The organism is Streptococcus mitis subsp. hohhotensis, assembly GCF_000722775.1.
Taxonomy (GTDB): Bacteria; Bacillota; Bacilli; order Lactobacillales; family Streptococcaceae; genus Streptococcus; species Streptococcus carlssonii.
Map to the genome: position 1 here is coordinate 609,645 of NZ_JPFZ01000009.1, position 20,805 is coordinate 630,449.

Here is a 20,805-nt window from a genome sequence, read left to right on the forward strand (position 1 = left end):
CTTTCCTCTGGATTCAAGCTAATCCCACTTCAATCCCACATGTTCGTTCATTTCTTTGTAGGCTGTATCAATTCGTTCCTTAGTCGCTTCATCTAATTGATCACGATGACTGCCACCCTCTATGAAATCTTCCAAGATATAGGTTTGATAATGATATAAAGGATAGCCTTCTGGTGAAAAGGTTCCCTTTGGTGTTCGATTGACCCAAGTAGGATGAGCTTTAGCTGTTCCGATAGTTGTTTTTCCATCCTTCTTCTTAATGGTCACGTCCATGAGAACGCCACGTTCAGTCCACTTAGCATTTTCTACCCCTTGCATGGTCTCAATTCGTTGATTGGAAATGAAGTTCCCCATTGAATAGATAATGAGTTTCTTGTCCCCATCTTTTTCAACAATTTCAGACGGTTCAACTACGTGTGGATGCCCTCCAAAGATAATATCTGCTCCCCAATCAATCATCTTGTGATAAAGAGCTTTTTGCTCTTCAGTCGGTTCTATGCGATACTCAACACCCATTTGTGGCATGATAATAGTGATATCTGCTTCCTTTTCCGCCCGTTCAATTTCAGACTTCATTTTATTTTCATCTAAATCTGAAAGATAGTGATTATAATCCTCTTGAGAAATATTTTGCTCAATTCCATTAAATCCATAAGAATAAGCCAAAAGTGCAACCTTGATACCATTCACTTCCTTAATGACCAGCGGAGCCTGATCACGTGGCTCGTGCGTATAAACTCCGATTGGAGTGATTCCAGCCTTCTCAATAATATCGGCCGTTGAAATAACCCCCTCAATTTGCGAATCCAAAATATGATTATGAGCCAAATCTAGAACATGATAACCTGCATCCTTAATGGCATCCATAACTTCAACAGGAGCATTAAAGAGAGGATAACCCGCTAAATAATGATCCTTATTAATGGTTCCTTCAAAGTCACCAATAGCTAAGTCTGCTTGCTTAAGCCAAGGAGTAACATACTCAAAATTCTCATGAAAATCATACGTTCCATCATCTTTTTTTGCTGAAAAGTAAAGAATATCATGATAAAGCAAATCACCATGAGCCATAATTCTAGCAGTTTTTTCCTCTTCCTGCTCCTGAGACTTTTTCTTAGTTCCTTCTTGAGAAATAGTATCTCGTTTTTGACTGGTCATAGGCATGCCTTGGAAGCTTTCAAACAACAAAACCAAGCCCATTGATAAAGCAACTGCTAGCAAGAGTACCGCCACAAATCCCTTGTTACTCCACTTACGATAACGTCTAAAAAAGTTAACCAAACCTTTCACAAATCGAAAAACTGGTCCACGTTTATGTCTATCTTGTCTTCTTTGCATCTTCATTCTCCCTACTTTCTAATGCAAGCCTTTTCTTTTTATTATAACACAGATAAGTATTTCTTTCACAATTGAATCGAACCTAAAAGGCATTTTCTATAAAAGCTCGATGCCGTAATGCTTTCAATCCTTGTCATTTTGTGATATCATGTAGAGGTAATGAAAGGAGAGAAAATGTCTGCTATAGAACGTATTACAAAAGCTGCTCACTTAATTGATATGAACGATATTATCCGCGAGGGGAATCCGACTCTTCGCGCAGTTGCTGAGGAAGTTACTTTCCCCTTGTCTGACCAGGAAATCATTCTTGGCGAAAAGATGATGCAATTCCTCAAACATTCCCAAGATCCTGTCATGGCTGAAAAAATGGGACTCCGAGGTGGTGTTGGACTGGCTGCTCCCCAGTTAGATATCTCAAAACGCATTATCGCTGTTTTGGTGCCTAATATTGTTGAAGAAGGCGAAACTCCACAGGAAGCCTACGACTTGCAAGTCATTATGTACAATCCCAAAATCGTCTCTCACTCGGTTCAAGACGCTGCTCTTGGTGAAGGAGAAGGTTGTCTGTCTGTTGACCGCAACGTGCCTGGCTATGTTGTTCGCCATGCTCGCGTTACTGTTGACTACTTTGACAAGGATGGAGAAAAACACCGTATCAAGCTCAAAGGCTACAACTCCATCGTTGTTCAGCATGAAATTGACCACATCAACGGTATCATGTTTTACGATCGTATCAATGAAAAAGACCCATTTGAAGTTAAAGATGGTTTACTGATTCTGGAATAAAAAAATCCCGTTGCAAGACGGGGTTTTGTGTTATAATAGAGGCATGAAAACAAATGATATTGTCTATGGCGTTCACGCCGTTACCGAAGCCCTACTTGCAAATACTGGAAACAAACTCTACCTCCAAGAAGATCTCCGAGGTAAGAATGTTGAGAAAGTCAAGGAACTGGCTACAGAAAAGAAGGTGTCCATTTCTTGGACTTCAAAAAAATCCCTCTCTGAGATGACTGAAGGTGCTGTTCACCAAGGTTTTGTTCTACGAGTGTCCGAATTTGCCTATAGCGAATTAGAACACATCCTAGCAAAAACACGCCAAGAAGAAAATCCACTTCTATTGATTCTGGATGGCTTAACTGATCCTCATAACCTAGGCTCCATACTGAGAACAGCCGATGCGACCAATGTTTCAGGTGTCATCATTCCCAAGCACCGTGCTGTCGGAGTTACTCCTGTCGTTGCCAAAACGGCCACAGGTGCTATTGAACACGTTCCGATTGCCCGAGTGACCAACCTAAGCCAAACTCTAGACAAACTCAAGGATGAAGGCTTCTGGACCTTTGGAACAGATATGAATGGGACTCCTTGCCATAAGTGGAATACAAAAGGGAAAATCGCCCTCATCATCGGAAATGAAGGAAAAGGCATCTCTAGCAACATCAAAAAACAGGTTGATGAAATGATTACCATTCCCATGAATGGACATGTTCAAAGTCTCAATGCCAGTGTTGCTGCAGCCATTCTCATGTACGAAGTTTTCCGAAATCGCCTATAAAAGAGGCTGGACAAAAACCAGATTCTAAATAAAACCGCTCAGTGATTTCAGTTTTACTCACAATCAAGCTGAAAACAACTGTGTGGTTTTTGAATAGCTGATTTGTAAAATCCATGCTCGTGAAAATGAATTCAAGCTCTACTATGCTGGTCTAGTTGTCTCTAACACACACTCTGAGCTCACCAAAAATATTCTCTAATTTGCGAAAAACGAGATCAGTTGCCATCTTACATTTTGCATAGATTCCAGATTTTTTCTTCAATATATCATGTGTTCTGAACGAAGTTGCCTAAAGAAATTCTAAGTTGTATCGTAACAAATTGATTTTTGAGTTCCTTATATAAGAAAATGAGCATCTCCAACTACGAGAATGCTCATTTTTTAAGATTGTATAGTCACATTTTTATACTCAATGAAAATCAAAGAGCAAACTAGGAAACTAGCTGTAGGTTGCTCAAAGCACTGCTTTGAGGTTGTAGATAGAACTGACGAAGGTCAGTAACATATACACGGCAAGGCGACGTTGACGCGGTTTGAAGAGATTTTCGAAGAGTATTACATATGTTTCAAACGCTCAATCCGCTCTGAGATAGGTGGGTGGGTATAAAAGAGTTTTTGGAATCCTCCACCTTTCTTGGGATCATTGATATAAAGTGCACTGCTGGCATCATCTACAGGACGACTCATAGGTTTACTATTGTCTAACTTACGTAGAGCATTTATCATCCCTTGAGGATTGCGCGTCAACTCAACACTGGAAGCATCAGCTAGGAATTCCCTCTGACGAGAAATAGCTAGTTGCACTAAGGTTGCAGCGAGAGGTGCCAGAACAATAGCTAGTAGTGAAACCACGAGCATAATGATTTCTAAGCCATTTCCATCTCGGTCATCGTCACTTCGTCTGCGACCTGCACCACCCCACCACATCATACGACCTGCCATACTAGAAAGCATAGTGATAGCACTGGCCAGGGCAACAGCAATAGTCGAAATGCGGATATCGTAATTACGAATATGACTGACTTCATGTCCCATAACAGCTTCTAGTTCTTCACGATTCATGATAGCTAGGAGACCTGACGTAGCAGCAACAGCCGCATTTTGAGGGTTAGAACCTGTCGCAAAGGCATTTAAGGCTGGATCATCAATGATGAAAACACGGGGCATAGGAATCTGAGCGACCATAGCCATATCTTCTACTACATGGTAGAGGTCTGGTGCCGTTTGTTCATCAACCTCACGCGCTCCATTCATGGACATGACAATCTCTGTCGATTGAAAAATCATGGACAAGGCATAGATAAAGCCGATAATCAGTGCGATAACCAAACCACCAATCCCAGACCGCATAAAGAGGTAACCAACCGCATAGCCAACAAGAGCTAAGAGTAGGAAAAATACCAGCAACAAAATCCACGTTTTTCGTTTATTGCTTGCAATTTGATCAAACAACATCTTAGTCACCTAAACCGCTAAAATCAACTTTAGGTACTACCTTTTCCTCTTCTGGAGTTTGAAGGAAATCTGCTGCTTTAAATCCAAACATTCCAGCGATAATATTGCTTGGGAAAGTTTCTAATTTTACATTGTAGTTGCTGACAACACTGTTGTAGAGTTGACGAGAGTAAGAAATTTTATTTTCTGTGTTTGTCAACTCCTCTTGCAATTTAACAAAGTTGGCACTAGCTTTCAAATCTGGATAGCTTTCTGCAACTGCAAAAATACCTGAAACCTGACGAGTGAGGGCATCACTAGCTTTCATAGCTTCTGCTGGTGAAGTCGCTGCCGCCACTTGGTTACGTAGTTCTGCCACCTTTTCAAGGGTAGAACCTTCATATTTAGCATAACCTTTTACAGTCTCAATCAAGTTTGGCAAGAGATCATTTCGACGTTTCAACTGAACATCAATCTGACTCCAAGCCTCCTTTGTTTGCATACGATTCTTAACCAAACCGTTATAGCTAACAATCACAAAAATAACAACAAGAGCCAAAACTCCAAGAATAATCCAAGTCATTATATAAGTCCTTTCTACTTTTAGATTAGTACCAGTATATCAAATTTTTAATGATTGTGGTAAAATAAGATGATACTAAAGAAGGAAATAACTATGAAACCAGAAACATTTTACAACCTGCTTGCCGAGCAAAATCTTCCACTTTCGGACCAGCAAAAAAAACAATTTGATCGTTATTTTGAGCTCTTGGTCGAGTGGAATGAAAAGATTAATTTGACAGCTATTACAGATAAAGAAGAAGTTTATCTCAAACATTTTTATGATTCGATTGCACCTATTCTGCAAGGCTTGATTCCCAATGAAACTATCAAACTGCTTGATATCGGGGCTGGGGCAGGATTTCCTAGTCTGCCGATGAAAATTCTCTATCCTCAGCTAGATGTAACTATCATTGATTCACTCAATAAGCGCATCAACTTCCTCCAACTTTTGGCTCAAGAACTGGATTTAGACGGTGTTCATTTCTACCATGGACGTGCAGAAGACTTGGCCCAAGACAAGAACTTCCGTGCTCAATATGATTTTGTAACAGCTCGTGCGGTTGCTCGCATGCAGGTTTTATCTGAATTGACAATTCCTTACCTGCAAGTTGGCGGAAAACTATTGGCACTCAAGGCCAGCAATGCCCCTGAGGAATTATTAGAAGCTAAGAATGCCCTCAACCTCCTTTTTAGTAAGGTCGAAGACAATCTCAGCTACGCTCTACCTAATGGAGATCCGCGCTACATCACAGTGGTAGAAAAGAAAAAAGAAACGCCAAATAAATATCCACGTAAGGCTGGCATGCCCAATAAACGCCCGCTTTAATCTTTTTAGTAAAAAAATATTTACAAAGTTTGTAATTTTTGCTATACTATCAAAAGCAAAGGTTTTTAATGTCATCCCGTGAGGTGACGAAGACGCAGAAATATTTAAAACTCTTTAAAGTCTAGATTTTAGAGAAGTCTTACTCTGAGGGCCTATTGCTGTAAAATAATGGGCTCTTTTTTGATGCCCAAAAGTGAGGTTTATATGAAACAAGAATCAACTGTTGATTTGTTACTAGACGTTGACCAACGTCCTTCGGCTGGCAAAGGAATTCTCCTTAGTTTCCAACACGTTTTCGCTATGTTTGGTGCGACCATCTTGGTACCATTGATTTTGGGAATGCCTGTATCTGTTGCCCTTTTTGCTTCAGGTGTTGGGACACTCATCTACATGATTTCAACTGGTTTTAAAGTTCCAGTTTATCTAGGTTCTTCATTTGCCTTTATCACAGCAATGTCACTTGCTATGAAAGAAATGGGTGGTGATGTATCTGCTGCCCAAACAGGGGTTATCTTGACTGGTTTGGTCTATGTCCTTGTGGCTGCTGGTGTTCGTTTTGCAGGTACAAAATGGATTGATAAACTCTTGCCACCAATCATCATCGGACCTATGATCATCGTTATCGGTCTTGGACTTGCAGGTTCAGCTGTTACCAACGCTGGTCTTGTAGCTGATGGAAACTGGAAAAATGCTCTTGTAGCAGTTGTTACTTTCTTGATTGCTGCCTTTATCAATACAAAGGGAAAAGGCTTCCTACGAATCATTCCATTCCTATTTGCCATTATCGGTGGTTACCTCTTCGCACTAACTCTTGGTTTGGTTGACTTTACACCAGTTCTTAAAGCCAACTGGTTCGAAATTCCTGGTTTCTACTTGCCATTTAGCACTGGTGGTGCCTTTAAAGAATACAATCTTTACTTTGGTCCAGAAACCATCGCTATTTTGCCAATCGCTATCGTAACAATTTCTGAACATATCGGTGACCATACTGTTTTGGGTCAAATCTGTGGCCGTCAATTCTTGAAAGAACCAGGTCTTCACCGTACTCTTCTTGGTGACGGTATCGCAACTTCTGTTTCTGCCTTCCTTGGTGGACCAGCAAATACAACTTACGGAGAAAATACAGGGGTTATCGGTATGACTCGTATCGCTTCTGTCTCAGTTATCCGTAACGCTGCCCTTATCGCGATTGCCCTTAGCTTCCTTGGTAAATTTACAGCCTTGATTTCAACTATTCCAAATGCTGTACTTGGTGGTATGTCAATCCTTCTCTACGGAGTTATCGCAAGTAATGGTTTGAAAGTCTTGATTAAAGAACGTGTTGATTTCGCTCAAATGCGTAACCTAATCATCGCAAGTGCTATGTTGGTCCTTGGACTTGGAGGAGCTATCCTTAAACTTGGTCCAGTTACCCTTTCAGGTACTGCCCTATCAGCCATGACAGGAATCATCTTGAACTTGATCTTGCCATACGAAAATAAAGATTAAGAGACTTGACACAGAAAGAGAATGAACAAAAACGAGCTTCTCTTTACTAACCCCAAAAAGTTGCACAAATAATTATTGAAAGGATTTAGTTCTGTACTGCACAGGACTAAGTCCTTTTATAATAAAATGAAGCAAAACAGTACATAATGTGGTATCGTCAATTGAAACAAGGACAAGATAAAAGAGCCTCAAAAAAAGGTATTGCAACTTGGCAATACCTTTTTTGAGGTACTTTTTGAAAGCCATCAAATGATGACTTTTCAGAGGGAGCAAAAAACTGTCCTCTTTATATTTTAAACGTTTAAATGTCTTCTTTAAACAGTTGGTTAAAGAAACCGTCTGTGTTTTTAAGAAGGGCTTTGAATACCTTAGATTTAAGAGCTACAGTATGAGAGAAGTCATCTGTTTTTTTCAAATCTTCTTCGACTGCTTTATCAAATAAAGGCCTTAACTCATCATAGTTACTGATATGGACGCCATCAATATCGATACCTTCAAAGCCTTTCTTAGCTTTAGCAAGAACCTCCTCGTACCAATGTCTCTTCCACTCTTCAAGTGTCTTGAACTTGTCTCCAGATACTTTCTTAATAATAAAGTCATCGCCTAGCAAACCTTTATTTTCTTTAATAGCCGCATCTTTGTATTTGTTAGATACATAACTAGTGAAACCTTTGTCATATCCATAATAACCCCACATGCGGAAGGCATTGTGCTTGAATGATAATGAACCAGGAGCTCCAAGACTAGTATTACCACCATAAATACCAGCCATCATATTGACGTTTACATATGCTGAGTTGACAGCATAATCTTCAGGGCGATAACGTCCGTTACCTGGATTTCCATGTTTCGTCATGAAGTTATTATCCACTAAATCATTGACGCTAGATAAAGTCATTACCTTTTCTTCACCTTTCAAATCACGGACACTATCCCATTGGTTTGGACCTAAAAGATCATTGTACTGAATCTTAGAGCGCATTTCTTTGTCGATTTTCTTGAACCACTTACTATTGTCTCCTTTAATTTTAGGAAGTACAGCATCAGCTTCTACATAATCAAGCAACATCATAGCTTCATTGTAGTTTCTCATGTAGCGGTCAATGTCATCACGTGTCTTTAATTTGTCAGGATCTGGGTTGTACCATTGGTTACCATCATTTGGACGATGGTAAGCCATGTTAATTCCAAGTGCGCCGTATTCACCATTAGTCGTTGAACTATCAGGTGTTTGCAGCATACCTTGTGCATAGGCTTCTGCATTTGTACCAACACGTTGACTGTATCCTCCGTAATAGAGCATTCGGTCATTGACGTGTGTTGTTTCATGTGTAAAGGCTGAAATACCAAATTGTGATATTAAATCAGTTACCATAAAGTAAACTTGGTCATTATTGTTTGCACTATCGTAAATACTAGCCATAGCTCCCATGGCTCCATTTGTTGCGTGGAATTTGCCAGTTGGACCATACAATTCTCTAATAGGTCTGATAATTGCCCCGTTCTTTCCGTACCCCATGCTGTTGGCACCGTCGACTCCATGGTAGTTTTGGTTATCCCAAACTGGTGTCGGTACCATATTTTGACTCTTAAGTAATCTATCACGAACATTAGGTAGAGCTAATCTGGACCAGAAATCAAGATACGTTTGTTGTCCCTTAGCAACTTTATCAATTTCTTTCTTAAATTCGTTTCGAGCTTCTTCTGTATGTTTTCCATATTTCTCAAATGAACTGTACGCCATCGTGTTATATGTTGAAATTAAGAACATATGGGCATCTTTAAGCGTTAGAAGTGGTAAAATCATACGACCATGAACACCGTTATCTAGCCCATCAAAGACTCTATGACGTTTATTAATAAAGTCAGGATTTGTAGTTTTAGGTTCTGAAACATAAACATTCTTAGCTGAGTGGATAAACCAATCATTAATGTCTTTATCCTCTGTAAACAAACGCATGTTGTATTCTAGGAAGTTACGAAGACTACCTTTACCAGTATTACTTGCAATGATTTCACGATAAGCATCCTGAGTTCGGTCACCCTTTAAGTTCTTCTCGCTAGACCCGATGTTAATCAAGCGATCTAATACACTTGGTGTTTTACCGTAGAAGTCAGGTTTAAATATCATAATGTCTTTGATACTCATACTGTTGTCAGTATACTTAATGTTATAGTAACGGTTCAAGTAAGATAGAGCCATCATAATTTTCGCTTTATTATCGTCAATTTTCTTCACAAGTGCTTTCATCGCAGCTTCGTCACTATTCAATTGATGATCTTCATTTTCGACTAAAGCTTTCACAAATTTATCAAGATTGTCTTTGACGTCAGTAAAGCTTTCTTCTAGATACAAATCAGCTGGATTTCCAATAATTTTACGAACATCTTGCGAATCGTATGTGACTGAAGATAACTTCTCTTTCACATCTGCAATCAGTTTGTCTCGATTTTTAACAACCATATTCGGTGTATAGACAACATCACCAAGACCAGATACGCTATATTCACGCACTTGTTGGACTTTAGAATCCTTGAGTGTGACCCCCATTTCTTCTTTTGTACCATCTGCATAGTGAATCATTATTTTATCGATATCCGATAAATCGGTCACGAATTGACCATCCTTCATTCCCGTAACAGAAAGGACTTCTTTCTTAGCTAAGTTTGAATCTTCTGCAAGTTTGTTACCTTGGTTGACAATCCATTCTTTGTTATAAAATGGTTGAAGTTTCTCAATATTACGATAAGCCAGATCTCGATCTACTTTATAGTCTTGGGTTGACTTATATTCATCTTCTCTTCTGGTTAAACGATTTAAGCGATTGACCACAGGTTCGTTGATTTCATATTTGTCAGCAGTAATATTAAAGGCTGCAATTCTCTTATTAGCTTCATCTTGACTAATTTCTTTAATTTTGTCACGAGAACGTTTGTATGAATGCTTACCTGAACTGACACCTTTGACAACAAAGTTACGATCTAACCATCCATTTGTGAAATAACCATCATCGTAGTCCAAATCTGAAGAACCAAAGAACTCTTCACCATTTTCAACTCTCATCATTGAAATATTATCTTCAAGTTTACCAAAAGGAAGATTGCTATTGATAAATCCACCTGTTTCAAACAAAACTTTAGTCTTAATGGTTCCTTTGGTGACCGATTTACGAATTGAACCGTATTTACCAATTCCCATAGAGTCGTTGCCATTATCTGTTTTAGCAACTAAACCACCGATACGGGCTTTGTTGGCAACAATATCAGCTTCTACATATGCTTTTGCAACATTACCTCTCCAAATCTCACCAGCTATACCAGCTAAGTATTGTCCTTTATCACCTATACCTGTGAGTTTACCGATGAAGGCTACATTTGTCAACTGACCACCACTATCGATTTTATTGACGATACCTGCAATATTGTTATTAGCAACTACATTACCAGTCACCTTAACATCTTCAACAGTTGCATTTTTCACCATATTGGCAACAGGTGCTATTCCGTCAGCCCAAGGCATATTGATATCCACATTACCTAAATTAATATTTTTCACAGAACCATTTTCAACACGGTCAAATAAGGGACGGGCAATGTTATGAATTGTATATTGTTTACCATCAACACTTGATAGATGTCCCTTAAACGTACCTGGAACATATTGTTTGTTAGGTGTTGGTACATTCGTTGCATTCAAATCTGCTCCGATTTTAAATGTACCATTTTTATTAACATTCATAGCGTCTACTAAATCTTTAAAGTTATAGTAGACATTATCTTCTTTAGGTTGGGGTTTTTCTATATAATAAACATACTTATTGCGCGCCTTAGATGGATCAATGTGTTGAATCAAATCTTGAGCTTCAGCAGTGATTTTATAAAGTTTCTTACCTTCTTCAGTCACTTCTTCAATTTTATCAACTGCTAAACGTGTTACTTTATTATCACGACTAGTGATTTTTAAGTACATTTTCTTCACATCTTCATCAGAAGGTTTTTCGCTCATGAAATCACTTGGTGTTTCAGTACCATCATCATTCACCTTCACTAAATTAGTAGATGAAATATTTTTAATTTCGACCTTTTTCAACTCCAAACGCAAAGGTTTTTCATCCAGTTTAGATGTTTCATCACCTTCACCACGGTTGTAAGTCATTGTTGTTGCAATTTTATAATCTTTGAATAAATCCAAACCTTGAATAGCGTCTGTCAATTTTTCTTTAGATAAATCAACTCGCTTAACAACAGTGTCCCCATCTTTAATCTCAGCTATAATGCTCTTGATTTCAGCATTACCTGTATTTTCAAGAGTGTAATCCAATTTAGCTGAACGATCCATCGCATCTTCTGTAACCTTATCTAAAGTCAAAGTTGGAGCAACTTTTGACGTATATTCTGGCAACTCAGCTTGAACTTCTGGTTCTCCCTTTTCTGTGACTACTGCTTCGGGTAATGCTGGCTGAACTGCGGGTTCCCCTTTCTCAGTCACAACAGCTTCCGGCAACGCTGGTTGAACTTCTGGTTTCCCTTTTTCAGTCACAACAGCTTCGGGTAAGGCTGGTTGAACTTCTGGTTCCCCTTTCTCAGTCACAACAGCTTCCGGCAACGCTGGTTGAACTTCTGGTTCCCCTTTTTCAGTCACAACAGCTTCTGGTAACGCTGGTTGAACTTCTGGTTCCCCTTTTTCAGTCACAACAGCTTCGGGTAAGGCTGGTTGAACTTCTGGTTCCCCTTTTTCAGTCACAACAGCTTCTGGTAAGGCTGGTTGAACTTCTGGTTCCCCTTTTTCAGTTACAACTGCTTCGGGTAAGGCTGGTTGAACTTCTGGTTCCCCTTTTTCAGTCACAACAGCTTCTGGTAACGCTGGCTGAACTTCTGGTTCCCCTTTATCAGTTACAACAGCTTCCGGTAATGCTGGCTGAACTTCTGGTTCCCCTTTATCAGTTACAACAGCTTCTGGCAGCGCTGGTTGAACTTCTGGTTCCCCTTTATCAGTTACAACAGCTTCTGGTAACGCTGGTTGAACTTCTGGTTCAACTAAATTGCCGCCAATTGGTGCTGTATATTCGGGTTTCTCATGAACTTCAGGTTCTACCAGATTACCACTAACTGGTGCTGTATGTTCATGCTTCTCTGCTTTAGGAGCCTCGTCTGGAACAGTACCTACAGGTTCAGTATATTCTGGTTTTTTATAAACTGCTGGTTCAACTAAATTGCCGCCAATTGGACCTGTATATTCTGGTTTCTCATGAACTTCAGGTTCTACCAGATTACCACTAACTGGTGCTGTATAGTCAGGCTTCTCTGCTTTAGGAGCCTCGTCTGGGACTGTACTTACAGGCTCAGTGTATTTAGGTTTCTCAGCTTTAGGCGCTTCATTAGGGATACTTTCCTGAGTTTCAGATACTGGAACATTCTTTGTTCCCTCATCCTTATGTTGAATTTCTGAAATTGCATCATCATCAAGGGATAAGTATCCAATATAACGATATCCAGCAATTTGAACTACTCCTTCATTACTTGGAGCTTTCAAAGAATTGCTTATATCGAGAGCTTGCATACTAGAAAGACTAATCAGTCCGATAGTAGTAACTAAGAACAGACTAGCAACTTTTTTCTTTTTATGAACTAAAAGAACTAAACTACCAATAGCTAATAGACCTAAAGCTGTAAGCACAGAAGTCGATGAACTTGTTGCAGGAAGAGTTTCCTGCTGATAAATAAGAGCATAAGTTTCCTCATTATCAGTAGGAATTCCTGCCTGAATCTTAGTTTGTTCTTCTTGTGTAAGAGCACTTTTTTCAATGTAATGATAGGTAGAAGCATGGATGACTGACGGTGCAACCAAGACACTTCCTAGTAACACCGAACCAACAATCCCACAGATTTTTCGGATCGAAAATCGTTCTTTTTTAAATAATGACAAGCGTAATCACCTTCTTTAATTTTATTTCCTAACAGTAAACACTATTTTTTATTCTCAAAAATTGAACTTCTAAAATCATCGGTTTTATCTAGATAAGCCTTAAATATTGCTTTCTTCAACTTATGAACTGCACTGTCAGTCTCAGGATTATAGTTATTCCAATAATAATAATTACGTTCTTCTGCATCCTGTAGAACAGCTTCATCCATTAGTTGTTGTAAATCATTTACTCTTTGAATGGTCTTGGTGGCATTACTCATCCATGATTGCGTCGGATCTTTAAAAGTAACTTTAGTTAAATGATTAAACTGAGCAATGCGCTCTTGATACATAGCTTTTTTAAAGGCTGCCCAAGATAGATACTTACCATCAAATAGCTTTTCTAAAACAAGTTTATCTGTCACCAATCCTCGTTCTTTACCATAAATAGTTATTTTTTTACCATTTTGTTTAGCAAGGTCTTCATATTGATTTGAAATATATGGTACCATACCATCTTTAAAGCCTTTAGCAGCCAAGAGTTCATAAGCCATACGACGGCCCATCAAGTCGCCAGGTGTTCCTATATCACTACTTAATGCTGCATAAATCGGCGCAAATAATTTAATAGTGAAGTAGCCATTTCTTTCATATTCTTTAGACTTGTACTCACGAGCTGATAAGATATTATGGTCAATCAAACTATCAAAGTTAGTCAATTGTTGGGCCTCTTCTTCTGTCAATGTTTTGACTACGTTAGTGGCGTAAACCTCATTTCCATCTGCTGGATCTTTCACATACTTATTCTCAATTTTTCTGAGAGCTTCCATTTTCTGATAAACATTCAGTTTCTTAACGATTGATTGTCCTTCAAGATATTCCAACATATAAACGACATCAAACATATTGTGGACATATTGCTTCAAATCATCAGAGTTTTTAAATCTCGTAGTTGGATCAAGTATTTGTAATCGTTGTCCTTCTGTACTATCAGATTTTGAATGTTTCAAGATTGAGTTAATGGTAATGGTCGCATCATCTGGATGGTCTGGTGCTTGTAATAAGCCTTTAGCAAAGAACTCTGGTCCCAAGCCACTTCTTCGACCATAGCCACCAAGATAAATTTCCCTATCAGAGTTATGTGTCATTTCATGAGTATATGTTACCGCACCAGATTTATCTAACATACGATAAGCCATGTAGTAGAATGCGTCACCCGTTGCATATGCACCATTAGCATTGTGAACAACATTATTTCCAGCAGGGCCAAAGAAGTTTTTAATAGCTGGATGATTAGTTTCAAAATTAGCTTCTTGTAACTTATTATCTTTATCATTTCCAAATCTAAATGCATCATAGACTGGGACACTTCTAAATAATTTTTCTTTATTTTCTTTATCTAGAATTTTATACCAATAATCATAATGATCTCTAAATCGTTTAGCCGCTTCTTTTGCATTATCTTCTACAAATTTATTTAATTTCTCTCCCTTAGGATGTTCAGGACTTCTATATCTATCATAAGCACCAAATCCTATAGTTGAAATATTGGCGATCATAAATATCGTTTTTTCTTCTGGTAAAGTTAATAACGGTAAGACCATACTTTGATATTTCCATGATGGACTAGTTAATCTATCATAAACACCTATAGAGTGTTCTGTTCCTTGTTCTAACTGCTTAGAACTTACTTCAGGAATAGTAGATTTTTCTTCAACTATATAAGCTTTAGATTGTTTTTTAAACCAGTCGTTATTAGAAGTAGTTGGTAGAAATACTTTTCTATAACCTTCTAATGCTTTAAATAAACTTTCAGTTCCATAATTTTTCGCTAATAATACATTATAAGTAATTACATTATTTTTCGCTAATAAATTATTAAAGCCAGACTTACCTAATTCAATAACATTATCTAATGCAGAACTATTAGACTTACCGAAGAAATCTAAATGATATAATACTAAATCTTTAGCACTCGCATTATCATATTTAAAATTATACCAACGTTCTAGATAAGTTAAACCTAGAAGTAACGCTTCTTTATTATTCTTAATTTTTTCTATTACATAATTATCAATTATTGAATTACTATTTTCAGCTATTGCCGCATCAGCAGAAAGAAGTTTTGATAAACTATCTTCAATGTTTGCTTTTGTTTTGTCGAATTGTTCATCTAGATATAATTCAGTTAATTTTATGTCATTAGAAATATCTAAGACATTTCTAACTCCAGCTGAACTATATTGAACAGATTTCAGGTCATTTAAAACAGCGTTTACAATATTATCATAATTATGCAACAGCGTATTAGGTGTGTATATTAATTTTGTATTAGCTATTTCATATTCTGCTACTTTAGAGAAATCTTGTAGATATTTTATATTTAATGTTTGAGAAGTATTATCTGAATAATGAAGTAACAGCTTATTAATACTAGCTTTATGTTTATTAATATCAGAAATTACTTCTTTCTCATGCATCGGAACTACAGACACAAGCTCTTTAGTAAATAAATCATTATTAGTGTCCACTAAATTACCATATTTAACAATTGTCTCTCTATTATAGAAAGGTAATAGTTTCTCAATATTTTTATATACTTTCAACCTAGAAATATCAGCATCTTTTAAATTTCTATAATCCGTTTTATATTTAGAAGAGAAGTTAAAGTCTTCTGTTTTAATATCATTTTTATGAACAAGTTCAGCTTTTTTCTCCAGAACTTTATTATTTTCTAATACAGTTCCTCTTTGTATTTCTGAATCTCTACTTAGTACTTCATCATCTACTTGTACTACATTGACTACCTTATTATTTTTATTACTATAAGTGTTAGTTGCTCTTATTCCTTTAAAATCATAACCAGCAATAGCATTACCGTTCGTAACATTAACGTCACTTAATACATTTGTAAGTTGACCTGAGTTTCTTTCATCTGATGATTCTCTATCCCAAAGATACCCTGCAACTCCTCCAACATAACCAAAATGTTTTACATTATTAAGATTTCCTTCAACATAACTATTACTAATTGTCGCTTTTTTATCAACAACACCTGCTATACCACCAACAACCTGGTCTCCTGTATTAGCATTTGTCGCCATATCGATAGATGAAATTGATCTATCAATCAAAGCACTAACTCCTGAAAGTTTTCCTACTAAACCACCTATTTGATAAGTAGCTCTTGTATCATAAGTATTCGTTATTCTACCAGTAAAACTACTATTAGAAATTGTAGAGTTAGTTACTTGTGAAACTAAACCACCCATGCTACGTTCACCAGCAATTACACCAGATGAGTGAACATTTGTAATTGTAGTACCATTATTCGCCTCTTTAGCAATTGTGGCAGCATCTTCTTTAGAAGAAACATTTACTTCTTTTATTGAAAGATCTCGAATATTAGCATGATTTAAAACATTAAATAACGGTTTTTTCAGATTATATATAGCATAGTTCTTATCATTGTTTGAACCTATTAATGTACCACTAAATTCGTGATTAATATAACTTTCTTTACCATCTGGAAGATCTACTTCACGAGCATCTATAGTCGCCCCTAGGCGGAACGTACCATGTGGGTTACTATTCATAGCATCTACTAGATTTTTAAATGATGTATAAACTCCATTTTCACTACTTACCGTCTTAGGTAGGTAGTAAGTATAATTTTCTAAAGTACTATTGTTTTCGTATTGAATTAAATCATTAGCTTGTCCTACAATTTTATAAACATCTTGATTATCTTTTCTAACGCTCTCAATACTCTTAACTGGTAACATAACATCTTTAAAGTTCTCTGATTTTACTTTCATAAAGTAATCAGTTGGAGTAGTTGGAACACTCGCAAGTGAAGTTACATGTCGATATTTATTATTTTCTACTGTATATAATTCCACGTTTGAAACATTTCTAAGTTCTAGTTTCTTGTCGACTTGTTTTTCTTCTTTAATTTTATCTTTAGGACGTTCCGCTTCCCCATTTGTAGGACTTGCCTCATTTTCATGTTTAGTCTCTTCTGCACTTGCTTGTTCGATTTTACCAGTATATTCTTTCGGTGCTTCTACTTTCTCTGGCTCGACTATCGCTCCAGCTTGTACACCTGTGTATTCTGGCAGTGGGGCTACTTGTTCTGGTTCAACTATCGCTCCGGCCTGTGGACCTGTGTATTCTGGTAGGGGGGCTACTTTTTCTGGTTCTACTATCGCTCCAGCCTGTACTCCTGTATATTCTTTCGGTGCTTCTACCTTCTCTGGTTCTACTATCGCTCCAGCTTGTACACCTGTATATTCTGGTAGGGGGGCTACTTTTTCTGGTTCTACTATCGCTCCAGCCTGTACTCCTGTATATTCTGGTAGTGGTGCTATCTGTTCAGGTTCACCTTTATCACTTACCACAGTATCTGGCGACTCTGGTTGAACCTCAGTCTCACCTTTGTCAGTCACAACCGCTTCCGGTAGCTCTGGTTGGACTGCTGGTTCGCCTTTTTCAGTTACAACTGCTTCCGGTAACGCTGGCTGAACTTCTGGTTCACCCTTGTCTGTAACAACTGCTTCGGGTAACTCTGGTTGGATTGCAGGTTCAACTACTGCCCCTGCCTGGGGACCTGTGTATTCTGGTAGTGGTGCTACCTGCTCTGGTTCAACAATAGCTCCGGCTTGTGGTCCTTTATATTCTGGAAGCGGTACCACCTGTTCAGGTTCGCCTTTATCTGTTACAACTGCTTCTGGTAACGCTGGTTGGACTTCTGGTACACCTTTATCACTTACCACAGTATCTGGCGACTCTGGTTGAACTTCTGGCTCACCCTTGTCAGTCACGACTGCCTCTGGTAACGCTGGTTGAACTTCTGGTACGCCTTTTTCAGTTACAACTGCCTCTGGTAACGCTGGCTGAACTTCTGGCTCACCTTTATCGCTTACAATTGCTTCTGGTAACTCTGGCTGAATTGCCGGTTCACCTTTATCTGTTACAACTGCTTCTGGTAATGCAGGTTGGACTACGGGTTCAACAATAGCTCCAGACTGTACCTCACCATGTTCTGCACCAGTCTTAGGTTGTTCCTTCATTACTTGAGCTTTTTTAGTACCTTTTTCGACTATTCTTAAAACAGGCGCAGTCGTTGAGGTTGAAATAATTTCTCTAGAAACTTCTTCCTTGTTTACAGAGAATACTCTAACGACTTCAACTTTCTTACCTAATTTGCCTTCTTGTTTTACTCTTACAGTTCCTTCAGCTAAATCAGGATTCTCTTGAACTTCTTCTTGAAAATCTATTTTTGTTTCTATAGTTTCATCGCGATATAAGAGTTCAGGTTTGTTCAACTGACCTGATAGAACTTCATCCTGTGGATTTAGTGTATTTACCCCAGTCCTTTCTTTTGGAGAAACCTTCTCGTCTTTCTTCGTTTCTAGATTCTTATGTTCTGCTAATTGTTCTTGAGAATCTGAAGATTGTATCTCTTCTTTTCTTGGATTCGTTAATTCAGTAGAGAAAGGTTTTTCAACTACTTGAACTTCTGTCGGCTTAGTTGAAGAGACAGGTGTTTGTTCCTGAATAGCTTGTCCTGTTGATGGATTCTCTACAAAATTCGGTGTAACATTATAATCCACCTTTTGTTGAGTTTTGGGAGTAGCTACTGATTTCTCTTGATCGCTTACTTTAGATTCAGAAGTTATGTTCCCCTCTTTGATATATCCAATATAAGTGTAACCTGAAATGTCTTTAGGAAGAGGTAATTTTTCTCCTGAGGTTAATTCATAGTCAGTATTGTAATTCAGTAAGAGATTATTTTCTAAAGCATGAGCTGAAACTAAGACACCATTTCCTATTCCTGCAACCAATACTAAATGTAATACTGTTTTATTCTTAACTTTTTTCTTTGAAACGGCAAAAATTAAAATTCCCAGAGCAGCTAAGCTAGCACCAGCAACCAAGGTTTGCATATCATTCTTGCTTCCAGTATATGGCAATTCTCCCAGTTGATTTTGAGAATTTAATTTATAAACAAGATAATAAGTTTCATCATCATTCTCCGTGTATGCCGGAATATCATAGACAAGCTGCTTCTTGTCTTCTGATGATAACTCTGACTCTGTCACATATTTATAGTGAACACCTTTAGTCTCTTGAGCTTCTACAGATGAACTACCTAATACAGACATAAAAAATAAACTTGAAATCGTCGCAGATACAAGTCCTACTGATAATTTTCTAAATGAAAAACGCTGCTGTTTTTCACCAAAATACTTTTCCATGATTCCTCCTTGAAATAAAATTTATATTTATGTTACGAAGACCTTTAATATATTAGTGTATTATCTATAAAAAAGGCATCACACTTTAATTATACTCTTAATTTACCAAAAAGTCTTAAAATTGAGTTACGCTTTCATACTTTGTTTTATATATAAAATACGAAGGAGCAGGGTTTGCCATTTCCTATTTTCTCTTTTTGGATAAAATGTAACCTACCATGAAATTTCCACGGTAGGTGTTACTTATATTAGCAATCGTTCTAAAAATGGTTTGATGCAGTTGATAAGAATCCCTTCTATCCAGCTTTCTTGTGCTGAGGATAGATGATCTGCCTGAAGGCTTTCTTTTAGAAAATCTCGGACTTGTTCTGGTGCGATTTCAAACTCCAAAGCTTTCATTTTATAGAAAAAGTCGATGAGATGGTCTGACAGATATTCAGTAGAAAAAGGCACTTCTCCACTCTTTCGATATTCTAATAAGAGCCGGGCAAATCGGGATTTTTCTTCAGGAAGCTCACGAAAATAGGAATTGAGAAGCCATGTCTGCTTCTGCTTTCTCTCAATTGGATCCTGAGTTGCAATTCGTTGATCTTTTTCCAACTCTTTTTGGTATTGTTTGGCCTTGATAGCCCGTTCTGTTCGATTTTTACCAAAAAGAATTTTCTCCCACTTGCGTTCTTCTTGGGTTAGGGTTTCTGTAAAGCCAAAGTAATCCTGATAGGCACGCTCTGCTGGTCCCATGGCTAGAACCAGATTGTCTGCATATTGTTTGGCGATTTTATCCCTCTTCTTGCGCTCTTTCTCTGCCTGGATTCGGAGTTCTTGTTCGTAGTCAATTTTCTCCTTTCCTAGCTTGACAAGATAGAGTTGGTCATCTGGTTTGCCAAGTAAAAAGGGTTTGATACACTTTTCAAGGACTTCTTCCATACGAGCCTTCTTCTTGGGTTCTGCCTTGGTCCAACTTCCTCCCTGAAAGACTTCTAAGAAGAGCTGGTAGTCTTTCTCAGGTGAGAACTGATTGCCACGATTGGGTTTAAAAACACCTTTTTCCCAGAGCCACTTTAGAAGTCGCTCGTCAAAGTCACTTTTATTGACCTTGATTTTTCCTTTTTCTTAGCTTTTCTGGTTAGATGTTCGACCTTTCTGAGCAGTTTTTCTTCCTCTTCCAATTGCTGGTCAAGGGACAATCGATGAAAATGACGAACACAGTCGCTACCAATTGGAAAGAGGCGTTGCCCTGTGACACCGTTAAAGAGTTCATAAGCGTATTTGATGGCATTTCCACAGACACAATTGCTACGGCCGATACCGTTAAAAATCAAGGAAACTTCATTCCATTCCTTGGTAGCTTGTTCCCAAGTATCAGCTTTTGAAGCCTGTAAAACCGCATCGTGCAGGGATTTTCTAACTGGAAGTGTCATGAGGTCTCCTT

Annotated in this window: 9 protein-coding genes and 1 pseudogene; 4 read left to right on the plus strand and 6 right to left on the minus strand. The window is 38.0% G+C overall.

Translation table 11 applies throughout. The features are described from left to right. Positions 1-18: 18 nt before the first annotated feature. Complete coding sequence (locus tag SK608_RS10720) at positions 19-1,338, minus strand: CapA family protein (protein ID WP_082242423.1); 1,320 nt, start codon at positions 1,336-1,338, stop codon at positions 19-21. Positions 1,339-1,512: 174 nt separating this feature from the next. Between SK608_RS10720 and def the strand changes: the two genes are divergently transcribed. Both def and rlmB read left to right on the plus strand, forming a co-directional pair. Then, the gene (gene def / locus SK608_RS05645) at positions 1,513-2,124 is read left to right on the plus strand and encodes a peptide deformylase (RefSeq protein WP_033677228.1); all 612 of its coding nucleotides are present in this window, start codon (positions 1,513-1,515) and stop codon (positions 2,122-2,124) included. 43 nt (positions 2,125-2,167) lie between these two features. Continuing rightward, positions 2,168-2,896 (plus strand): 23S rRNA (guanosine(2251)-2'-O)-methyltransferase RlmB, encoded by a 729-nt coding sequence (gene rlmB, locus SK608_RS05650; protein ID WP_000855758.1) that lies wholly within the window; start codon positions 2,168-2,170, stop codon positions 2,894-2,896. Positions 2,897-3,451: 555 nt separating this feature from the next. Here rlmB and htpX read toward each other — a convergent pair. After that, a complete protein-coding gene (gene htpX / locus SK608_RS05655) occupies positions 3,452-4,351 on the minus strand; it encodes a zinc metalloprotease HtpX (RefSeq protein WP_004260114.1) in 900 nt (299 codons plus the stop codon). A gap of 1 nt (position 4,352) precedes the next feature. Continuing rightward, positions 4,353-4,913: a LemA family protein gene (locus tag SK608_RS05660; RefSeq protein WP_033677231.1), complete on the minus strand. Its 561-nt coding sequence runs from the start codon at positions 4,911-4,913 to the stop codon at positions 4,353-4,355. A 93-nt stretch (positions 4,914-5,006) separates the two neighbouring features. On the opposite strand from SK608_RS05660, the gene rsmG reads away from it, so the two are divergent. Both rsmG and SK608_RS05670 read left to right on the plus strand, forming a co-directional pair. Beyond that, positions 5,007-5,720 (plus strand): 16S rRNA (guanine(527)-N(7))-methyltransferase RsmG, encoded by a 714-nt coding sequence (rsmG, locus tag SK608_RS05665; RefSeq protein WP_033677232.1) that lies wholly within the window; start codon positions 5,007-5,009, stop codon positions 5,718-5,720. Between the two features lie 204 nt (positions 5,721-5,924). Continuing rightward, entirely contained in the window at positions 5,925-7,208 is a 1,284-nt protein-coding gene (locus tag SK608_RS05670) for a uracil-xanthine permease family protein (protein WP_033677788.1), read from the plus strand. Between the two features lie 301 nt (positions 7,209-7,509). On the opposite strand, the gene SK608_RS05680 is transcribed toward SK608_RS05670, so the two are convergent. The 3 genes and pseudogenes from SK608_RS05680 to SK608_RS05690 all read right to left on the minus strand — a co-directional run bounded on the left by SK608_RS05680 (position 7,510) and on the right by SK608_RS05690 (position 20,794). Then, positions 7,510-13,134 (minus strand): SIALI-17 repeat-containing surface protein, encoded by a 5,625-nt coding sequence (locus SK608_RS05680; protein ID WP_033677233.1) that lies wholly within the window; start codon positions 13,132-13,134, stop codon positions 7,510-7,512. A gap of 41 nt (positions 13,135-13,175) precedes the next feature. Further along, positions 13,176-19,373, minus strand: a complete 6,198-nt coding sequence (locus tag SK608_RS05685) for a ZmpA/ZmpB/ZmpC family metallo-endopeptidase (RefSeq protein WP_033677234.1) — start codon at positions 19,371-19,373, stop codon at positions 13,176-13,178. A gap of 243 nt (positions 19,374-19,616) precedes the next feature. Continuing rightward, positions 19,617-20,794 (minus strand): annotated as a pseudogene (locus tag SK608_RS05690) (hypothetical protein). Between the last annotated feature and the right edge of the window lie 11 nt (positions 20,795-20,805).

Excerpts from the sequence above, each read along its gene's own strand:
- SK608_RS10720 (WP_082242423.1), bottom strand. The coding sequence starts at position 1,338 with ATGCAAAGAAGACAAGATAGACATAAACGTGGACCAGTTTTTCGATTT.
- def (WP_033677228.1), top strand. The coding sequence starts at position 1,513 with ATGTCTGCTATAGAACGTATTACAAAAGCTGCTCACTTAATTGATATG.
- rlmB (WP_000855758.1), top strand. The coding sequence starts at position 2,168 with ATGAAAACAAATGATATTGTCTATGGCGTTCACGCCGTTACCGAAGCC.
- htpX (WP_004260114.1), bottom strand. The coding sequence starts at position 4,351 with ATGTTGTTTGATCAAATTGCAAGCAATAAACGAAAAACGTGGATTTTG.
- SK608_RS05660 (WP_033677231.1), bottom strand. The coding sequence starts at position 4,913 with ATGACTTGGATTATTCTTGGAGTTTTGGCTCTTGTTGTTATTTTTGTG.
- rsmG (WP_033677232.1), top strand. The coding sequence starts at position 5,007 with ATGAAACCAGAAACATTTTACAACCTGCTTGCCGAGCAAAATCTTCCA.
- SK608_RS05670 (WP_033677788.1), top strand. The coding sequence starts at position 5,925 with ATGAAACAAGAATCAACTGTTGATTTGTTACTAGACGTTGACCAACGT.
- SK608_RS05685 (WP_033677234.1), bottom strand. The coding sequence starts at position 19,373 with ATGGAAAAGTATTTTGGTGAAAAACAGCAGCGTTTTTCATTTAGAAAA.